This is a genomic window from Novosphingobium sp. (assembly GCF_036733805.1).
Lineage (GTDB): Bacteria > Pseudomonadota > Alphaproteobacteria > Sphingomonadales > Sphingomonadaceae > Novosphingobium.
The window spans coordinates 29707-48410 of record NZ_DAIMZT010000001.1 but is presented as its reverse complement, the minus strand read 5'-3'; the positions used below and the strand labels follow the sequence as shown (position 1 = coordinate 48410).

Below are 18704 nucleotides of genomic sequence, written 5' to 3'. Positions count from 1 at the left end.
GCTGTCCTCGCGACATGCGTTCAAGCTCGTCTCCAGCCCGGATACCCCTTGTCGATCCGATGACCCTGGGCATCCTTCGCTTAAGCGTCAGAAAATATAATTAACCTTTCTGCGATATGTGAAACCTGTTGTTACCGTTAGGATAACCTGGCTTCACCCATGCGTCACAATGCAATTGACGTTCTCTCGGCGCCTGAGGACGGGCATCGGTTCCATGGAGCTGGAACTGTGCGCGTGCACCCCGTCCCTCTTCGAGGCAAGCTTGCTCTTGCGCTGTTCGCGGTCCTGACAATCGCCTATTTCATGGTGCGTTTTCCTTTATGGAATCCCGAACATCCGGTGCTGGCATCGCTCCTGCTAGGAGCGGAGCTGTTCGGCACATTCACGCTGGTCCTTCACGCTCTCTCCACCTGGTGCCTGGTGGAGCGAAAAGCGCCGCAGGCTCACCGTTTCGAAGCGGATATCTTCATCACCACATGGAACGAATCCGTCGACATACTCCGGCACACATTGCTGGCTGCGAAGCAAGTCAAGCACGCGCGTCACATCTGGCTGCTGGACGATGGCAATCGCGCCGAGATGGTGGCGCTGGCTAGCGAACTTGGTGTCAAATACCTGACGAGAGAAGATCGGTCGCACGCCAAGGCTGGCAACATCAACAATGCCCTGGCTCACACCGATGCCGAGTTCATCGCCTTGTTCGATTGCGATCATGCGCCCTCGCCCGAGTTTCTCGCCCTTACGCTCGGCTATTTCCTCGATCCCTCGGTCGCGTTCGTGCAGACCCCGCAGGACTTTTACAACGTCGACTCGTTCCAACACCGCGTCTCCAGCGCAAGGCAGGAAGTCTGGCACGAACAAACGCTGTTCTACCGGGTGATCGAAGCGGGGAAGGACTACTGGAACTCCACCTTCTTTTGTGGGAGCTGCGCGGTGCTGCGCCGCGAAGCACTGGCCGACATCGGCGGGATTGCGACCGGCACTATCACTGAAGACATGCATACTTCGCTGCGCCTGCACAAGCATGGCTGGTCAGCGGTTTATCATGTGGAAGCGCTGGCCTTCGGCCTCTCTCCGACTGACCTTGAACAATATGAAACGCAGCGCCTGCGCTGGGGCCGCGGGGCCATGCAGGTTTGGGCCAAGGAAGGCATCCTTTTCACACGCGGACTCAGTCTGGCGCAGCGCCTCGCCTACCTGACCTCTGCCATCACGTATTTCGAGGGGTGGCAGAAAGGGGTGGTCTACCTGATGCCGATCGTCGTCCTTCTTACCGGATGGATGCCGATCATCTGGTCGGGATGGTCATTTCTATCGCTATTCACCGCCTGGCTGGCTTCCGGTGTGCTGGTCAACGAGATATTCAGCCGAGGATATTCGAAGACCATCTGGATGGAAGAATACAATTTCCTGCGGTTCTTCACATTCATGAAAGCGACGCTGGCATTGGTTCTGCCAATCAAGTGGGGCTTCTCGGTCACGCCGAAGAATCTCGCCTCTAGAAGCGCATTTCCCATCCGCCTCTGGCCGCAGGTCCTGGTCGCCGCAGCCGCGATCGCGTCGATCCCCATCGGCACCGCCCTTTTCGAAACGCGGCATCATCTCCCGTTCGCGGGTTTCTTGCTTAATATCATGTGGGCGTCCTTCAGCGCCCTGCTTGCAATCAAGGCGATCAGCTTCGCGACGGATAGATCGAAACAACGGCGGACCGATCACCGCTTTATCATTCCACTCATTGCTCGCTTGCAAGGCAAGGACGGAGCCGCAGATGTGAATGTCGTCGCCGAGGACATATCGTCGAACGGCTTCGGCTTCTGGGTTGATCCCGGCCTGCCGATCGGTCCCGAGATCGACGGAGAGATCCAGCTGCCATCGGGCCCACTGCGGGTGTCGGGCACGGTAGTTGGCGAAAGGATAGATGCGCTCACGGGTCTGCGTAGGGTCGCAGTCCGCCTACGCTGGGCCACGGCCTCCGCGGCCGATCCACTCAACGCCTGCCTCTATGGCAATACCCTGCAATGGGACATCAACGGCTGGGCGGAAACCACGGCATCGGGCTGGCAGAACCGTCTGTCTCGTCTGGTCCGCAAGACCGATCGGAAATCCCGTTCATGGAAGCTCGCGCATTTGGAAAACGAGGATCGAGCGGAGATCGTCTGCGCCGTCCGTCAGGAGAATGACCTATACCGCATCGTGGCGACGGCGCCGTTTCCGGCCACCGGGCACCTCAAACTCATGACCGCGACAGAGACTCAGGACGACCTGCAAGTTGCGGGATATCGCGCTTATCAAGTCGGAGGGGGGACCGTTCACATGGGCATCCTGAATGCCGAGGGCGGCGCCTCTTCGATCAATTCTCACAGACAGCCCACCTGGACTCGAAAGGCAATTCCAGCATGATAACCAAGACCATTCTCGCGGCTTTGGCGGCGGGAACGTGCCTTGCATCCCAAAACGCCAATGCTGATGACCTGACGGGAGTCTGGTTCGTGGGCGGAAGCATCGATCAAGGGCAGTCTGCCTATGGCGGCGCGATTGTCGCGCTCCCTGGGGCGCGGTTAGGCTCGGGTCTCGCCCTGCGCGCAAGCGCCGTGGCGGGTAATTATGAGTACGTGACCGGCGGACAGAAAATCGAAGGCGACTACACCGGTGGGGAGGTCGCACTGGTATACCAAACGTCCGGTCATTGGGGTTGGGCCAGCTTTTCCGCCGGTCCGCGAGTGACTGACACCAGGCTGAAGCCAGTCGATCCCGGCAACAAGCGACTGGGAACGCGCGTGGATGCCGCTTTCCAGACGGATGGCGCGTTGGACGGCCGGCAGTGGCGGGCGAGCTGGCAGGCTTCCTACGCCGTGAACGACGAAGCGTACCAGACGCAAATTCGCCTGGCGCACAAATTCGGGGATGGCCGCTATCGCTTGGGCGTGGAAGGCGGCGTTCTGGGCGATCCCTCCTTCAGGAAGGCGAACGGAGGGTTGCATGCCGCCCTTCCTCTTACCGGAAGGGCTGAAATCCAATTGGGCGGCGGCCTTACTTTTCAGGAGGGACGCAACGCCAAGCCATACGGCTCGGTTGGAATAAGTTCGGTCTTCTAGAGGCGATACATTCTCTGTGCAAAGGCCCTCCTTTCCATCATCACATATTTTGTGAAATACGCAGCATCCCGGAAAGCCGATCGGTTATTATTTCTTCGGCATCCGCGACAATGCGGGAGATCAACGATTGGCAACTGGGGATATCGCGGATTAGCGCCTGAACCTGACCGGCCCAGATAAGTCCAGCATCGATGTCGCCGGTTTCCAGCGCCAATCGTCCCTTTGCTCCGGCCACCAATGCTCGAACATCTTCAAATGTCGCATCGGGTTGCTCACCCACTTCGCGCACCTGATCGGAAACGCTGTTCTTCACGACGCGGGCGGTGTTCCTGAATTTCCGGAAAATGAGATTTGTCGAACGCTCGTCATTTTCGAGAAGCAACTGCTTTACCCGTTCGTGTATCGGCGCCTCGATCGTGGCGCAGAACCGCGTTCCCATATTTATCCCGTCGGCCCCAAGCGCCAGCGCGGCAGCCAGACCGCGACCGTCGCCAAATCCCCCAGAAGCCAACATGGGGATGCGCAGCTTCTCCGCTGCCGCCGGGATCAGTATCAGGCCGGGAACGTCATCTTCCCCTGGATGTCCAGCACATTCGAAGCCATCGATGGAGACGGCATCCACCCCCATACGCTCGGCCGAAAGCGCATGGCGAACGGCGGTGCATTTGTGAACGACGATGATTCCGTGGCTCTTGAAATGATCGACGTGTTCCTGGGGCCGATAACCGGCGGTTTCCACAATCCGCACGCCGCTCTCGATAATCGCCTGTCGATATTCAGCATAAGGCGGCGGCGACACTGACGGCAGGATCGTGAGATTCACACCGAACGGTTTGTCGGTCAAAGCGCGGCAGCGCTCGATTTCCTCTCGCAAAGCATCCGGATTCGGTTGCGTCAGCGCCGTCAGGATGCCTAGTCCTCCGGCATTCGAAACTGCGGCTGCCAGTTCGGCTCGCCCCACCCACATCATTCCTCCCTGGACGATCGGGTGCTCGATTTCGACAAGTTCGGTAAAGCGCGTAGACAGGCCCATCAGCGTTGATCCGCCCGCTTTCGCGTTTCCAAGGGCTCGTTCGAGGACATGATCTCTCCTCCTGGCTGCTGTCGGCCAGCGGTAGATCCGATATCCTCCGGCCTGAACGAATCACGATATGCCGATTTGTCCAGAAACGAGCGAGAGGGCTATCTGCTTGGCGCAGTACCTGTGCGACCCGCGCACTTCATGGCGATGGCGGGCACGAAGCGCCCGCCATCCTCACTCTGTACCAATCTCCTGCCCTGACCCGCCCCGGTTCCCATTGAACCGGGGCGAGGCCGGACCAGCCAAAATCACGGCGAGCTTCTCTTCTTACTTCGCGAAGTCCGGCGACAGGTCGAGAGCGGGATTCCGATCGAAGAAATTGAACGGACGCAGCCGGAACTCGTGCCACAGCGTGGGCATCACCGGCCAATCCTCCGCGCGCGTGATGTGACGGAACCCGACGGTGTACCAAAGAACCAGATCCGTGTCGGTCGCCGGCCCCTTGTCGGCGGTATAACGCGGCAAACCTTCGCCGGGCGCGCTCTCGTTCGCAAATTCGCCCGCACCGAACCTTTCATTGGGCATATACCGGCTTATCCAGACAGGGCTCTTGGCAAACAACGCTCGGCCCTGGATGGGATCATCCTCCGACAGGAGCGATGACGCATTGTGCCCTTCCATCAACACATAGCCCGGATTATAGCCATAAGCATTGGTCTTGTTCGGATTGACCAGGCGAAGCTGGCCGTCATGACCATGCGTCTCAACCGGCCCTTCAGTGGACTGAGACATGCTTTCGACCTGCCAATAGGTCCGGCGGACCGATTCCGGCGGGGCGGTTCGCGGAACGACGTGATCGATCATGAACGTATTATCCGGTCCATCGACGTCCAGATCGAGGCGGAAATTGACATAATGGTCGTGATTGATGCCCACAACGCCGGGGCCGATCAGCGTCCCGTATTTCGTATCTTCCGCGGCAGTGGGGTCGGTCAGCTTGTGCGAGTTTACGCCCTTGACCGCATCCATGCCGGTCGCGCCGACCCGCACGACCACTTCGCCCTTTTGCGTGAAGACATAATCGAGAATGTAATCGTAGTTGCCAATGACCGGAATGGAGCGGACCACAAGATCTACTTCCGGTCGGCTTTCCACGCCCAACGATCCCGTTTCCGCATGGCGCCATGCCGGGTCCCCGGCGTTACGCTCGAAAACGCAGATCGCTCGATCCATCTGCGTTGGCTTGCCGTTGTCGTCAGGCAGCGTTCCGCTCAGATAAACGGCGTTTGACGGACAATCCCTTCCCGGCGAAAGCGGCAGGGCCAGCAATCCCAAACCATATTCCCCCGCATCGAGATAGGACTTGAACGACCAGGTCGGAGTGGGATCCATGTAAGGGACGAACATCTCGGATGCCGCCATCTGGTAGGCTACTGAACGTTCGTTGCCATGGTCATTCCAATTCACAAGCGACAGCACCGGTCCGCTGCGGCGGTCCAAACGGAGGTGGAAGGACCAATTCTGCCAGCGGACCCGGCCACCATCGATCGTAAAGTTCGGCCCATTTGGTGTAGTCATTTCGACCGGTTTCAGCGGCGATCGCGGAGGGTTCTGCGAAGGATAATCGTATTTCGGCATTTCGGGCGGGATCGGAACCGGCCCCAGATCGACGAGCCGCAAAACCTTGCGTTCATTGAGGTCAACGACCGCCATCAGGCCCTCGATCGGCCGGCCAAAAGCATTGTTCCCCTCACCATGCGTATCGAAACAGGGAACATTCATCAGGCGGCGACGGCGTTCGTTTTCGTCCGCGACGTAGCCAACCGAAAGCGGATTGCACATGATATGCGCGAAGTCGGTCACGCCGCGCTTGCGCATGGCGGCTTGCCACGTCGCGTCATGACGGACGATCTCGGCCGAGCCCAGGACTTCCTCCAGCAAAAAGCCGGCGTGGCCGTCCGCCACCGCCTCCCACGATGCTACCTTGCGCGATCGCAGATCGACAACTCCCTTGTAGGTCTTGCCATCCTGCAGGACCACAACGCTCGCTCGGCGTGAAAAGGGCGTGCCGCTCGTCCAGGCCAAGACCTCTTTCTTGTCTGGTTCCAGGAGCGAGATCGATGCCACCTTCGCATCGGCCCGCATCCGCTTTGCCTGCTTGAGCAGGAAAACCACCTGGTTGATTTCATCAGCGGCGAGCGCATCCAAAGGATGGCCTGGATTCGCGGGCGCGGCCGCCACGGCGATTTCATGATCGGCGACTGTTTCCGCCCGAGCATCTAATCCGTTGCAAAGGGCCAAGCCAACCGCCATTGTAAACGTGACGCTTCGACCGATATTTTCCGACATTGAGCCTCCGTTTTATTTTCTAAAGGCCGCGACGAGCGACGTCAGCCGACCTTCATCGATTTTAGTGAATATGTTAATTATATCGGTCTGACAAGCGCTGGGAGCCAGGGCGGGCTTTCGTGCGAAAAAGATAAGAGGGACGAGGTCGAGCTGGAAGGGAACAAGCTTGAATATCTTATCACGTTAATCTACGTCCCTCTTCAACCTGGGAGTGTGTTGCGATGCGTATTTTTGGCGGGGTTTATGGCGGCGCGGTTCATCGGGGCGACCATCCGGTCGAGGTTATCAATCCGGCTGACGGCGCCGTTCTGGCAACAGTGGATGGGGTAAGCGCGGCGCAAGCCGAAGCGGCGATCAGTTCAGCCCGTGCAGCATTTCCGGCGTGGGCGGCATTACCGGATGAGGAGCGCCAGCGGCTCATGCTGCAATGCGCCGACATCATTGAGCAGCACGCGGAGGAGTTGGCGACGCTTCTCACCCAGGAGCAGGGCAAGCCGCTTAACGGTCTTGGATCACGCTTCGAACTGAGCATGGCCGCTACATGGACGCGCAACGCCGCAAATCTATCGCTGCCGGTGGATATTATCCAGTCTGACGATGAGGCGCATGTCGCGGTGCACCGTATGCCATTGGGCGTAGTGGCCGCAATTGTCCCATGGAATTGGCCCCTGCTTATCGCGATCTGGCAGGTCATGCCCGCCATTCGCGCGGGCAACACGGTCGTCCTGAAACCATCGCCTTTCACCCCGCTGTCCACGCTTCGCCTGGTGGAACTGCTGCAAGATGCGCTGCCCGCCGGTGTACTGAATGCGGTGGTCGGCGATGAAGCGGTGGGTCCTATGTTGACGGCTCATCCCGATGTTGCGAAAGTCAGCTTCACGGGCTCCAGCGCGACAGGTCGGCGGATCATGGCGAGCGCCGCCTCCACGCTCAAGCGGCTGACTCTGGAACTGGGGGGCAATGACGCCGGCATCGTCCTGCCGGACTGCGACCCGGATGAAATCGCCGAAGCCCTGTTCTGGAGCGCCTTCATCAACAACGGCCAGACTTGCGTGGCGCTCAAGCGCCTTTATGTCCATGACGATATCTACGATGGCGTTTGCAATGCGTTGCTGGCTTATGCCCGAACCGTAAAGGTCGGGGACGGGCGTGACGAAAGCAGCCAGCTCGGCCCCATTCAGAATCGCCTGCAATACGAAAAGGTCAGCCGGCTGGTTGAACGCGCCCGCGCCGACGGCGCGCGCATCCTGTGCGGCGGGGAGCCGAGCGAAGAGGACGGCTATTTCTATCCGGTGACTTTGATCGCCGATGTAACGGACGGCACCCCGATCGTGGACGAGGAACAATTCGGCCCGGCTCTGCCGATCATTCGATACAGTGATGTCAATGACGCGATCCGGCGGGCCAATGCAACCGAGGTGGGGCTTGGCGGATCGATATGGTCCAAGGACATCGCCAAGGCGCGCAGTCTGGCGACGCGGCTGGAATGCGGCACGGCTTGGGTCAATAAGCATGGGCCGATAAGGCCCGACACCCCCTTCGGAGGAATCAAGGCGTCGGGCTTCGGCGTTCAGTTTGGCCCTCTGGGGCTGGACGAATTCGTCTCGCTTCACGTCGTCCACGATTAGGCGCGTATTGGGCGAACCAGGGCCATAACCACAACGAGGTTTTCATAATGCTTTTTCGTGATGCCCTGGCCGGCCAGCGGCCGCTGCTTGGGTTGTGGCAAGCCCTGGCCAATCCTTATACTGCGGAAATCTGCGCACGGGCGGGGTATGACTGGCTCCTGATCGACGGGGAGCATGCGCCCAACACGCTCCCCACCCTGCTCGCGCAGTTGCAGGCCGTCGCCCCCTTCCCGGTCGAACCGATAGCGCGGGTCCCGATGGGCGAACCCATCGCCATCAAGCAGTATCTGGACCTGGGTTATCGCACTTTGCTGGTGCCGATGGTGGACAGCGCCGAACAGGCTCGGGCCGTCGTGGCCGCAACGCGATTTCCACCCTATGGAACGCGCGGGGTCGCCAGCGCTACGAGCCGGGCGTCGGGCTTCGGGGCCAACGCCAGCTATCTAAAGGACGCGCACCTCAAGGTCACCGTGATCGCTCAGATCGAGAGCAAGGCCGCGCTGGAACAGATAGACGCGATCGCAGCGGTTGACGGTATCGATGCCCTGTTTATCGGCCCCGGCGATCTTGCCGCGTCGCTCGGTCATCTTGGCCACGCCACGCACCCGGACGTCCAGCACGCGATCGATGAGGCCAAGAGCGCCATCGACCGGACTGGGAAGCCCGCGGGTATCTTCGCCCTTTCGGCTGACGACGCGCGGCTTCGGATCACGCAGGGCTATCGCTTCATCTCGCTTGGCACCGACATCGGTATCATGAGCCGAGGCGCGGCCGCGCTTCTCAAGGCCGTAGCCTGATATGAGTCCGTACCGCGATCGAAGGGAAACTCGGTAGAACAGAGTGGGGCCGAACCATTTGCCCCTCTCGGAAATTTCTGCCATCGCCACGTTATGTCCGCACCGACACCGAAACTTTCTCCTTATCGTGCGTCGCTCGCCGGCACGCTGCTGGCCGCACGGGAGGCCGTGATGGCCCCCATTCGTCCGATATTGCGCGAAGCCAACGTGACCGAACAGCAATGGCGCGTTCTTCGAGTGCTGGCGGAAACGGACACCTTGGACGCCCGGGGCATTGCCACCGCGGCCCTGCTTCATGCGCCCAGCGTGACCCGCATTCTGAAAGAACTGGAGGATCGCGGTCTTATCAAAAGATCCATCGACCCGAAGGATTCGCGTCGTTCCCTGATCGCGATCAGTGCGGCGGGCCGCAGGCTGATGCGAATAACCGCTCGGTATACCATGCGTGTCCTGGCCGATTATACTGACGCATTCGGGAGCGACCGGTTGGCCGCCCTGCAAAGCGAGCTTGTCGATTTCACCAAAACAATCGGGCAATTCATGCCCGTCGAATAACGTGGCCGGCCGGCCCCGGCCCAGGCTGCGGAAAGTTCAAGTCCAGCCGCCTTTGTGAGCGAAAGCCCTATATGCTTACGCTCCATCATCCTCACGACAGCTGTGCGAGCATCCCCGCCATGACGATCAAGGGACACCAGAAGAACCGGAAAGGTCTTCTCCAGCGGGGTCTTACGGACGAGGTGGTGGCGCAGTGGCAGGATCAGATGCCCTCGGTCGATCCTATAACCCTGTCCTTAGGAGCAATCGTCACCCGCATTTCCATTCTGAATGACAAAATTCTGGCCCGACTCTGCAAGGAATACGGGATAAGCACGGGCGCGCTGAAGTTAATTCTCGCGCTCCGCCGGATCGGTCCGCCTTACGTCCGTCGCCCCACCGACCTTTACCAACTTCTCGCGGTGACTTCAGGCGCCGTCACTTACACCATCAACCTGCTAGGCAAGGAGGGGCTTGTCGAGATGATCGACGATCCTCAGGATGGCCGCAGCCGCCTCGTTCAGCTGACCCCCAGAGGGCTTCAACTGGTGAACGATGTCACCGTACGCAATGTGGAGCTTTTACAGCGCGCCTGGGCGGACCTCGAACCGCGCGACAAGCGCGATACCGTCCAACGTCTTCTCGAACTGGCGCGCTGCTGGGAACGGATCGCGGATAGGCTTTGAAGCGCGAACGCCGGTCGAGCCTGACGATCTCATCAGAGCCCCGCTTAGCTTATGAACCGATGGCCAGGTTGGAACCGACGTGACTGCGAAATGTGCGCTCGATGGTATCGAAATCCAGATCCTCGCCGATGATGACGATCCGCGACCGGTGCTCGTCATCGGGCCAGTGCTCAAGTCTCTCGACCGGATGCAAGACATGCTGAACCGCCTGGATCAGCATCGGCCGTTCCGGTTCTTCTACGGTTCGTATCAATCCCTTCAGACGTAAGAGTTTTTCCCCGCGAAGCGCCGCCAGCAATTCGATCCATTGCAGGACTGACGCCTGCGTGACGGGATCATCGAGATAGAACGACCGTGAACTGATCGATTGGCTATGCTCATGCCCATGATTATGTTCCACCGAGTTCCAGATTTCTGCCCGCATCGCCTCAGTCCGGCCGACCGCTTCGGAAAGACGGTCGGAAACCAACAAGGCGGCAAGTTCATCGTCGTTCACTGCCATTTGCACGGCATGGGGATTCAGTCTGCCGATCGCGGCAATCATGCCGTCAGTTTGCTCGGCAGTTGCCATATCGCTTTTCGTCAGCACGATCAGGTCGGCCAGTGCAATCTGGCGGCGGGCCTGCTCATGCACGGCAAGCGTCGCCTCGCCATTGACCAGATCGGCTGTCGTAACCACAGCCGATAAGCGCCAATCGTCAATCAGCAAAGGATCCGCCGCGAAGGAGTGGAAGATCGGAGCCGGATCGACAAGGCCAGACGTTTCGATGAAAATGCGGGAATAAGCCAGGTCGCCCCGCACCCTGCGTTCGTACAGATCGACCAGCGTATCAATGAGATCGCCCCGCACGGTGCAACAGACGCAACCCGTATCCAACAGTCGGATATTCTCATCCACCTGCGTGATGAGAAGATGATCGAGAGGAATCTCCCCAAACTCGTTCACGATCACGACGCTGTCGCACAGCGCCGGATCGCGAAGCAATCGGTTCAGCAAGCTGGTCTTCCCACTGCCGAGGAAGCCGGTCAGCAGAACGACCGGGACCCTCGTTTGTGTCACCGTTCGTAAACCTTCCTGCCTGCGAACCAGGTGGATAGCACCCTGGTGTCGGCAATGTCGTCCACAGGACAAGTCGCGACATCGTGGTCCAGGATCACGAAATCGGCCGACTTGCCCACTTCAAGCGAGCCAATCTCTTCTTCCAAGCCGATCGCTCGTGCCGCGTACAGAGTGAAGGCGCGCATGGCGTCCAGCGGGGTAATGGCTTGATCGGGACGGTTCGCCCCTGGGAACGTGCCGGACGGGTCGCGACGGGTTACAAGACCTTCAATTCCGACCCACGGATCGGGTGAAGGCGCAACCGGCCAATCCGATCCGCCAGCGATCACCACTCCCGCCTTCAGGAAATCGGCGACCGGGAAAGACTTCTCCAGAACCGCATCCTCCAGAACTTGGCGGATGCTTTCTTCAAAGACGTTCGGAAACCACATCATCGGCGATAATTCGGCAGTGACGTTCAGTCGCGCCATGCGCTCAGTGTCAAATCCGTCGATGAGGCTGGCATGAGCGATCTGATGGCGAAGTAGGGACGGTCCGTTGAAATCGCGCAGCACCTCGATCGCGTCCAGCGCCAGCCGCGTCGCGCCATCGCCCGCGCAGTGCATCTTGGCTGCCAGACCGGCCTTTTCGATATCCGCCAGCAACCGCGACAATTGCGGCAATGTCATCGTGGCCCCGCCACGATAGCAGCAGCCGAAGCCGGCGCTGGCGCGATAGGGCTCCAGCATGGCGGCGGTGCCGGTCATCGGAACGCCGTCAAGAAAGATCTTGGCGAAATTCGGGCGGACATGCCCCGTGCGGAACTGGTCCTTGAGCGCGAAAAGCTCCTGACCGATCGGCCCCGGAATATACGCGGGCGATTCGTGTGCCAGCAGACTGGCGACAATCCAGGCGTTGAGTTCGCCGGCACGATCCAAAGAGGCGGCGGTTTGCGCCATGCCGAATGATGTCATGGCGTCCTGAATGGCGGTGATGCCGTACTGGTTCAGGATCGCGACAGCGTGGCGTGCAACACGCTCGTTGGCGGCATCGTCAAAGGTGGCATGCTCCATCGCGGCATCCACCATCGCGCAGGCCGCTTCCAGCATGAAGCCGGTGGGCCGGCCGTTGGCGGGATCGCGGCCGATGGTTCCGTTTGTCGGATCCGGCGTGTTATCAGTGATGCCCGCGGCGGACATCGCCGCTGAGTTGCTCCAGCGGTTATGATAGGACAAATCGCGCAGGACGACCGGCCGCCCGGCGGACGCAACATCGAGATCCGCCAGCGCAGCCTCGCTGTTCAGCCGACCGGCCATGCCGATGTCGAACGCTCCCCCCAGAATCCATTTGCCTGGCGGCGTGTTTTCCGCGGCTTGCCGAACGTAGCCCAGCACCTCATCGTAAGTTGCAGTCGGCGGGACGTGAGTTTCGAACAGATCGGCACGCCCGCCAAGCGCGTGATGATTATGCGCGTCGATCAGGCCGGGCATCACGGCCCGACCATCCAAATCGATCACGTCATGATCTGCGCCCAATGCCTTCCGAGCGCTTTCGACGCTGCCGGCCGCGACGATGCGCCCGTCAGCCACGCCAAAGGCATCGACCCGATTGCCTGCAACGTCGCACGTTTGGATTATTCCGTTAACCAATAGATAGGGGCGCATCGATCTCTCCATCGGTCGAACCCCAGCCATGCAAGGAGGAGCGTCGACAATCCGCCTGCCCCGCCGAAAACGGCTTGACAGGCGAATAACAATAACATGTTAATTATTGATGGCAGCAGAAGCGCGCCGATGTCAATCCATGACTTGCGCGGGATCGACAGAGCCGCCAGCGACGAACCGGCCAGATGCCTATTGTCCGAATGGCGGTCCAATGACATAATATCTTAAATTTAAGATAATGAGGAAAATGATGAGTGTGACTGAAGCGAAGGCATCCGATGGGCGGGCCTACGGCCGGACTCCGGGCCAGGCGGATGAGGATTTGGCAAGGTGCGGACCTGGCACGAAAGGCGGGGAGCTACTTCGCCGCTACTGGCAGCCGGTGGCCACTTCGCAGGAAGCCACATCGCGCCCACGCCTGTTGAAGATCCTGGGGGAGGACCTCATCCTTTTCCGCGACGGCAGCGGGAAAGCGGGCCTGCTTTATCCGCGCTGCATGCATCGCGGCACCAGCCTGCTATACGGCAAGGTGGAGGAGAACGGCATCCGCTGCTGCTATCATGGGTGGCTTTTCGGGCCGGAAGGCGAATTGCTGGAAACACCATGCGAACCCAACAATCCGATCCGCAAGACGCTGCGCCAGCCGTGGTATCCGGTCGTCGAGAAGTTCGGCTTGATATTCGCTTACATGGGCCCACCCGAACGCCAGCCGGTCTTTCCCGTCTTTTCGATCGAGGAGGACTTGGGGCAGGACGAGGAGCTCATCTCGCTTCGCATCACGTTCGGCGCCAACGGGCCCGATCCCAAGGTTGCCGGCCGCACCGACTACAACTGGTGGCAGATGTTCGACAACTACATGGACCCGTTCCACGTCGTGATCCTGCATAACACCATCAACGGTGTTCAATTCGTGGAAAGTCTGGGCATCCTGCCCGAGGTGAAATACAAACAGGTCAACGACGGCATCATCAGCATCCAACACCGCAAGCTTCCTGACGGCGCTTTGCATCAGCGCCTCAGCCAGGTCATGCTGCCGAACATGAACTTCACCCCCGGCGTCACGGACAATGAGCTTGGCCGCGCCAACATCGGCTGGACAGTCCCGATCGACGATACGAACTTCACCCAGTTCTATCTCGGCCGCGTCCGCAAGGGCGAGAACGGCTATGGCACATTTGACCAGGTCGGAATGATGAGCCCGGCTTGGGGGCCCCGCCACGGCCGCCCGCTCGTTGAATGGTCGTTGGAAGACCATCAGGACTGGCAAACCGATTATATCGCCCAAAAGGGGCAAGGCGACATCAACCTGCACAGCGAGGAACATCTGCTGGTCGGCGACGCCGGCATGGGCATGATGCGGCGCCTCTTCCGCCAGCAGGCCGCGAAGGTCGCCAATGGCGAAGACCCGATCGGCGTCAGCTTCGACAAGCCCTATCGCATCGAAGTGCGCGCCGGAAATGCCCTGCTCGATCCGGAAACGCGCGAATGCGTCGCCGGCTATGCTTCAATGACCTGAGGAAAGAAGATCTCCCTGCCGCCGGTGTGAGGGCCCGGCGGCAGGGAGAACGAATGCCGGGCGCTCGAAGCTTTTTGCCGACCCTCGAAGCCGGGCCGGAGAGCCGTCAAGCCAGTCACCCGAAGCCAAAGATCTATAACAGTGGTGCAATAGTGCGGCGGCTTAAGCCGGACACTCGACCCCCGCGAGGCTGCAGCATCACCGGGGGAAGCCTTGCCAACAGGTTGGTTGGTGCGTGGCTGGAATAACGCTTTCCCGGCGCATCGATATCGCGGATGCGCCGGGAAAGTCGTCTTTATATCAGTATTGGAAGCCGACGGTGATTCCGTAGGTGGCCGGCATGCCCGCATAGCGGACTACGGCGTCGGAGCCTCGCACAGCTGAAGTCCAATAATATTTGTCAGTCACATTGCGGCCCCAGATGCTGGCGTTCCAGCGCCCGTCCGCCGTTGCCACGCCGGCACGCAGATCGAGCAGAGCATAGCCGTTGATGTTAAAGTTCGGCGCGGGCAGGAAGGCGCCGGTGGTCTTGGACTGGAAGCTGATCGTCGAGCCGACAAATGCGTCCAGATTGCCGTTGAGGCCCCAGCGATATTCGCCATCGACGGTTCCCGACCATTTCGGCGTATTCGGGAAGGCTTGCCCCTTGTAATCGGCGAGCGTGTCGTTTCCGGCGAAATTCACGAAGGACCTGGTGACCTTGGAGTTCGCATAAGACACTGCGGGCGAAAGCCGCAGGCCCGCAACAGGCTGCCAGTTAGCGCTGAGTTCGAAGCCGACGACCCGCGATTTCGGGATGTTCAGCAAGGTTTCCAGCACACCGACCGGGGCGATAAAGGTGGCGCCGCGAACCTGCTTGTTGCTGTAATCGTAATAGAAAGCAGCGCCGTTCAATTGCAATGTGCGATTCAGCAGCGACAGCTTGAAGCCGGCTTCATAAGCCAGCAGGCTTTCCTGCGTGACCGGCCGCGCTTGGGGAGCAAGAATGATGGTAAGCTGCGGGAAGCTGCCAGCCTTGTATCCCCGGCTGACGTTCGCGTAGAGCAAAGTTCCATTGGCAGGCTCATAATCGATGCCCGCGCGCCAGGAGACGTTATCCTGGTTCAATTCGCTGGCGATCAATCCCTGTGTTCCATCGCTGCGGAAGCTCACGCATTGTCCAGGCAGGCCGCCCAACGAGGCCGCAAAAGTGCCATCGCCGGAATCCAAAGTGCAACCAACGAAGCTCCGGTCCGCCTTAGTATAACGAATACCGCCGTTCAGCTTCACCCCGGAAACGATTTCATAATCGGCATTGGCATAGACGGCCTTGGTTTCCACCTTCTGCCGGTTGCGATTGCGGCTGGAAAGAGCGGTAAAACGCTGACTGGCCTGGCTCAACCGGATGAACATGTCATCCAGAATGTTGTCTTTCTGGTAATTGGCGCCGAGCAACCAGTGCCCTCCGCTGCCGAGCTTGCCCGCGAGGCGAAGTTCCTGGAAGAAGCTCTTAATGCCGCCGGTGTTCAGCACGTAGAACGCCTCAGCCGCCGTGCCATCCACGTCGAGCGGCTGATAACGCTTGAAGTGCTGGTAAGACGTGATCGAAGTGAGCGTTATGTCGTCGCTAAGATCGTACTCGATCTTTCCGGCTGCTTGGTAGAAGCGGTTATTGTTCCGATAGGATTTGTCCGCATCCCAGTCCGCCGCACGGGCGTCGGCACCCGGGAAGGGCGCGGCCACGAACGCCGGAGCCAGGAGCGCGGGATCGTCCAACGCCGACTGCTTGGCCACGATTTGCGGCGCCTGGGATTCCGAGTGATCGCGCCAACCGTTGACGTTCAAGGAAACACGCAGCCTGTCCACCGGCTTCCAGTCAATCAGCAGACGACCGAACAGTTGGTTACGCTCACCGTTGGTGTCATTTCGAGTGATGCTCTTCTGCCAGTCGTTTGAGCGCAGCGAGTGCACCGCGACGCGGGCGCTTAGCGTGTCGGAGATCGGTCCACTGACATAACCGTTAAGGTCGACAGTGTTGAAGCGGCTGTAGCTGGCCGAACCGCCGGCCTTGAACTCGTCTGTCGGCTTAGCGGCGATATAATTGACCGCGCCGCCGGTGGAATTGCCGCCGAACAATGTGCCCTGCGGCCCCTTCAGGACTTCCACGCGTTCCAGATCGAGCGCCGCACCGATTGTCTGCGTCGAATAAGGCAGCGGCACTTCATCGACATAGACGCTGACCGCTGGCCCGGCCGCCAGACTGCTCTCCTGATAGCCCACGCCCCGGATAGTATAGACCGGCGACCCGAAAGCCGTCATGTTGAAACGGAAGCCGGGAATGATCTTCATCAGTTGGGCGGTGTCGGTCACGCCCAGCTTGGCCAGTTGATCGCCGGTCGCAGCCGTAATCGACATCCCGACCTTGTTGATCGACTCCTGCCGCTTCTGCGCCGTGACGACGATGTCGCCCGGCACGGAGGTGTCCACATCGGCAGATGTCGCTTGTGCGGCGCCAGCCATTTCCTGAGCCTGTGCGACCTGGGGGATCGCGACGCCTGCAACCGACGCCAGCAGCAAAGTGCGTAAAATCATCCCTTTTCCCTCATTCTTACCCTGCACGATTTTCACACGAGAATAAAATTAACGTGTGTATAACATTATGGTCTACAGCGGACATTCCCCGTGTCAAGTGTATTCAGCCGCGCACAGGTGCACCCGGACAGAAGCCGGAACTGCGACGTGTCGCCACAATTATGGCGCAAACCTTGCCGATTGAAGCTGAAACACGGTCGGCAGGCCGCATGCGGCCTGCGCTCCAGAACGGCGCGTCGAAAGGGCCTTGCCCTATATTATCATGTTAAATATGAGGGGTCGAAACGGAGTACGACGACAATGGATAAACGGATCCTGGCGATGACAGCCATCGAACGCCTCGGCAAAGGCGGGCTAGGCCACTTCGTCAACGGAGAAGCCATCACCGGCGAAGGGGAGGTCTTCCCCATTCTTGAACCCGCCACCGGACAGGTTCTGGGCGAAGGGCACGACGCCACCGAGGCCCAGCTGGAACAGGCCGTGGCGGCTGCAACCGCTGCATTTCCGGCATGGTCCGCCACAGCGCCCGAGAAACGCCGCAAGATCCTCAACCGCGTCGCCGACCTGATCGTTGAGCGGGCAGAGGAAATCGCCGCGGTGGAATGCCTTGATGCCGGCCAGTGCTGGCGCTTCATGTCCAAGGCGGCCCTCCGGGGCGCGGAAAATTTCCGGTTCTTCGCCGATCGCGCGCCGGGAGCGGCGGACGGTCTGGCGCTGCCGACGATGGATCACCTCAATTACACCACGCGTAAGGCAATCGGTCCGGTGGCGGTGATTACGCCGTGGAACACGCCGTTCATGCTTTCCACCTGGAAAATCGCGCCAGCACTCGCGGCAGGATGCACGGTCGTCCACAAGCCCGCGGAATGGTCTCCGTATTCGGCGCGCCTGTTGGTCGAGATTGCGCATGAGGCCGGATTGCCCGCGGGCGTCTTCAACTCAGTGAACGGTCTGGGCGAAACCACCGGTCGGCGTCTGACCGAACATCCAGACATCAAGGCAATCGCCTTCGTCGGCGATTCCTCCACCGGTTCGGCCATCATGCGACAGGGCGCAGCCACTCTGAAGCGCGTTCATTTCGAACTGGGCGGCAAGAATCCCGTCATCGTTTTCGACGACGCGGATCTGGAGGCTGCGCTGGACGCCGTGGTCTTCATGATTTATTCGCTGAACGGCCAGCGTTGTACGTCTTCTTCGCGCGTGCTGATCCAGCGCAACATATACGACGCCTTTGTCAACCGGATCGCGGAGCGGGCGCGCAATCTCAAGGTAGGCGATCCCTTCGATCCGGCGACCGAGGTTGGGCCGCTGATCCACCCGCGCCATTTTGCCAAGGTTTCCAGCTATACCGACATCGCGCGAAGCGAAGGCGCGCAGATCGCCGCTGGCGGTGCGCCGGTGGAGGGAAGCGAAGGCTACTTCTTTCAGCCAACACTGTTCGCCGATGCCGAACAGGGCATGCGGATCGCGCGCGAAGAGATATTCGGTCCCGTCCTGACCGCGGTTCCTTTCGAGGACGAGGCGGATGCGATCGCCAAGGCCAATGCCGTGGATTACGGGCTGGCCGGCTATGTCTGGAGCCGTGACGTCCAACGTGTGCTGCGCGTCTCCGAAGCGCTGGATGTGGGCATGGTCTGGGTCAACAGCGAAAACGTCCGGCATCTGCCGACGCCCTTCGGGGGTACGAAGGCCAGCGGAATCGGTCGCGACGGCGGCGACTGGAGCTTCGATTTCTACATGGAGACGAAGAACATCGCTTTGTCGCGCGGCACGCACTCGACGATGCGGCTGGGCGTCTGAACGA

General features: G+C 60.0%; 13 protein-coding genes. 8 read left to right on the top strand and 5 right to left on the bottom strand.

Features of this window, described 5'->3' with window-relative positions; translation table 11 throughout:
* The first annotated feature begins 159 nt into the window (after positions 1-159).
* On the top strand, positions 160-2400 hold the full coding sequence (locus tag V7D69_RS00200; protein ID WP_324064278.1) for a glycosyltransferase: 2241 nt from the start codon (positions 160-162) through the stop codon (positions 2398-2400).
* Complete coding sequence (gene bcsS, locus V7D69_RS00195; protein WP_324064277.1) at positions 2397-3095, top strand: cellulose biosynthesis protein BcsS; 699 nt, start codon at positions 2397-2399, stop codon at positions 3093-3095. Before V7D69_RS00200 ends, bcsS begins: the two co-directional genes overlap by 4 nt.
* 40 nt (positions 3096-3135) lie before the next feature.
* On the opposite strand, the gene V7D69_RS00190 is transcribed toward bcsS, so the two are convergent.
* Both V7D69_RS00190 and V7D69_RS00185 read right to left on the bottom strand, forming a co-directional pair.
* Complete coding sequence (locus tag V7D69_RS00190; protein ID WP_324064276.1) at positions 3136-4128, bottom strand: NAD(P)H-dependent flavin oxidoreductase; 993 nt, start codon at positions 4126-4128, stop codon at positions 3136-3138.
* 315 nt (positions 4129-4443) lie between these two features.
* Positions 4444-6357, bottom strand: coding sequence for a copper amine oxidase (locus V7D69_RS00185; protein ID WP_333604767.1), 1914 nt, complete (start codon positions 6355-6357; stop codon positions 4444-4446).
* A gap of 329 nt (positions 6358-6686) precedes the next feature.
* Here V7D69_RS00185 and V7D69_RS00180 point away from each other — a divergent pair, with 329 nt between their 5' ends.
* From V7D69_RS00180 to V7D69_RS00165, 4 genes are all read left to right on the top strand, one after another.
* Positions 6687-8093, top strand: a complete 1407-nt coding sequence (locus V7D69_RS00180) for an aldehyde dehydrogenase family protein (RefSeq protein ID WP_333604766.1) — start codon at positions 6687-6689, stop codon at positions 8091-8093.
* 47 nt (positions 8094-8140) lie between these two features.
* The gene (locus tag V7D69_RS00175; RefSeq protein WP_333604765.1) at positions 8141-8890 is read left to right on the top strand and encodes an HpcH/HpaI aldolase family protein; all 750 of its coding nucleotides are present in this window, start codon (positions 8141-8143) and stop codon (positions 8888-8890) included.
* Positions 8891-9061: 171 nt separating this feature from the next.
* On the top strand, positions 9062-9445 hold the full coding sequence (locus tag V7D69_RS00170) for a MarR family transcriptional regulator (RefSeq protein ID WP_324064272.1): 384 nt from the start codon (positions 9062-9064) through the stop codon (positions 9443-9445).
* Positions 9446-9564: 119 nt separating this feature from the next.
* Positions 9565-10110 (top strand): MarR family winged helix-turn-helix transcriptional regulator, encoded by a 546-nt coding sequence (locus V7D69_RS00165; protein WP_324064271.1) that lies wholly within the window; start codon positions 9565-9567, stop codon positions 10108-10110.
* 49 nt (positions 10111-10159) lie between these two features.
* Here the strand turns inward: V7D69_RS00165 and V7D69_RS00160 are convergent, their stop codons facing one another.
* On the bottom strand, positions 10160-11170 hold the full coding sequence (locus tag V7D69_RS00160) for a CobW family GTP-binding protein (protein WP_333604764.1): 1011 nt from the start codon (positions 11168-11170) through the stop codon (positions 10160-10162).
* Positions 11167-12813: an amidohydrolase gene (locus tag V7D69_RS00155; protein WP_333604763.1), complete on the bottom strand. Its 1647-nt coding sequence runs from the start codon at positions 12811-12813 to the stop codon at positions 11167-11169. The genes V7D69_RS00160 and V7D69_RS00155 overlap by 4 nt, the downstream gene beginning before the upstream one ends.
* Positions 12814-13069: 256 nt before the next feature.
* Between V7D69_RS00155 and V7D69_RS00150 the strand changes: the two genes are divergently transcribed.
* Entirely contained in the window at positions 13070-14329 is a 1260-nt protein-coding gene (locus V7D69_RS00150) for a Rieske 2Fe-2S domain-containing protein (protein WP_324062554.1), read from the top strand.
* 300 nt (positions 14330-14629) lie between these two features.
* Here the strand turns inward: V7D69_RS00150 and V7D69_RS00145 are convergent, their stop codons facing one another.
* Entirely contained in the window at positions 14630-16900 is a 2271-nt protein-coding gene (locus V7D69_RS00145; RefSeq protein WP_324062552.1) for a TonB-dependent receptor, read from the bottom strand.
* Between the two features lie 300 nt (positions 16901-17200).
* Between V7D69_RS00145 and hpaE the strand changes: the two genes are divergently transcribed.
* The gene (gene hpaE / locus V7D69_RS00140; protein ID WP_324062550.1) at positions 17201-18700 is read left to right on the top strand and encodes a 5-carboxymethyl-2-hydroxymuconate semialdehyde dehydrogenase; all 1500 of its coding nucleotides are present in this window, start codon (positions 17201-17203) and stop codon (positions 18698-18700) included.
* The last annotated feature ends 4 nt before the right edge of the window (positions 18701-18704 follow it).

What these genes read in the sequence shown, in the direction of transcription:
- V7D69_RS00200 (WP_324064278.1), top strand. Translation starts at nt 160, where the DNA reads ATGCGTCACAATGCAATTGACGTTCTCTCGGCGCCTGAGGACGGGCAT.
- V7D69_RS00155 (WP_333604763.1), bottom strand. Translation starts at nt 12,813, where the DNA reads ATGCGCCCCTATCTATTGGTTAACGGAATAATCCAAACGTGCGACGTT.
- V7D69_RS00145 (WP_324062552.1), bottom strand. Translation starts at nt 16,900, where the DNA reads ATGATTTTACGCACTTTGCTGCTGGCGTCGGTTGCAGGCGTCGCGATC.
- V7D69_RS00175 (WP_333604765.1), top strand. Translation starts at nt 8,141, where the DNA reads ATGCTTTTTCGTGATGCCCTGGCCGGCCAGCGGCCGCTGCTTGGGTTG.
- V7D69_RS00165 (WP_324064271.1), top strand. Translation starts at nt 9,565, where the DNA reads ATGACGATCAAGGGACACCAGAAGAACCGGAAAGGTCTTCTCCAGCGG.
- hpaE (WP_324062550.1), top strand. Translation starts at nt 17,201, where the DNA reads ATGGATAAACGGATCCTGGCGATGACAGCCATCGAACGCCTCGGCAAA.
- V7D69_RS00190 (WP_324064276.1), bottom strand. Translation starts at nt 4,128, where the DNA reads ATGGGCCTGTCTACGCGCTTTACCGAACTTGTCGAAATCGAGCACCCG.
- V7D69_RS00180 (WP_333604766.1), top strand. Translation starts at nt 6,687, where the DNA reads ATGCGTATTTTTGGCGGGGTTTATGGCGGCGCGGTTCATCGGGGCGAC.
- bcsS (WP_324064277.1), top strand. Translation starts at nt 2,397, where the DNA reads ATGATAACCAAGACCATTCTCGCGGCTTTGGCGGCGGGAACGTGCCTT.
- V7D69_RS00170 (WP_324064272.1), top strand. Translation starts at nt 9,062, where the DNA reads ATGGCCCCCATTCGTCCGATATTGCGCGAAGCCAACGTGACCGAACAG.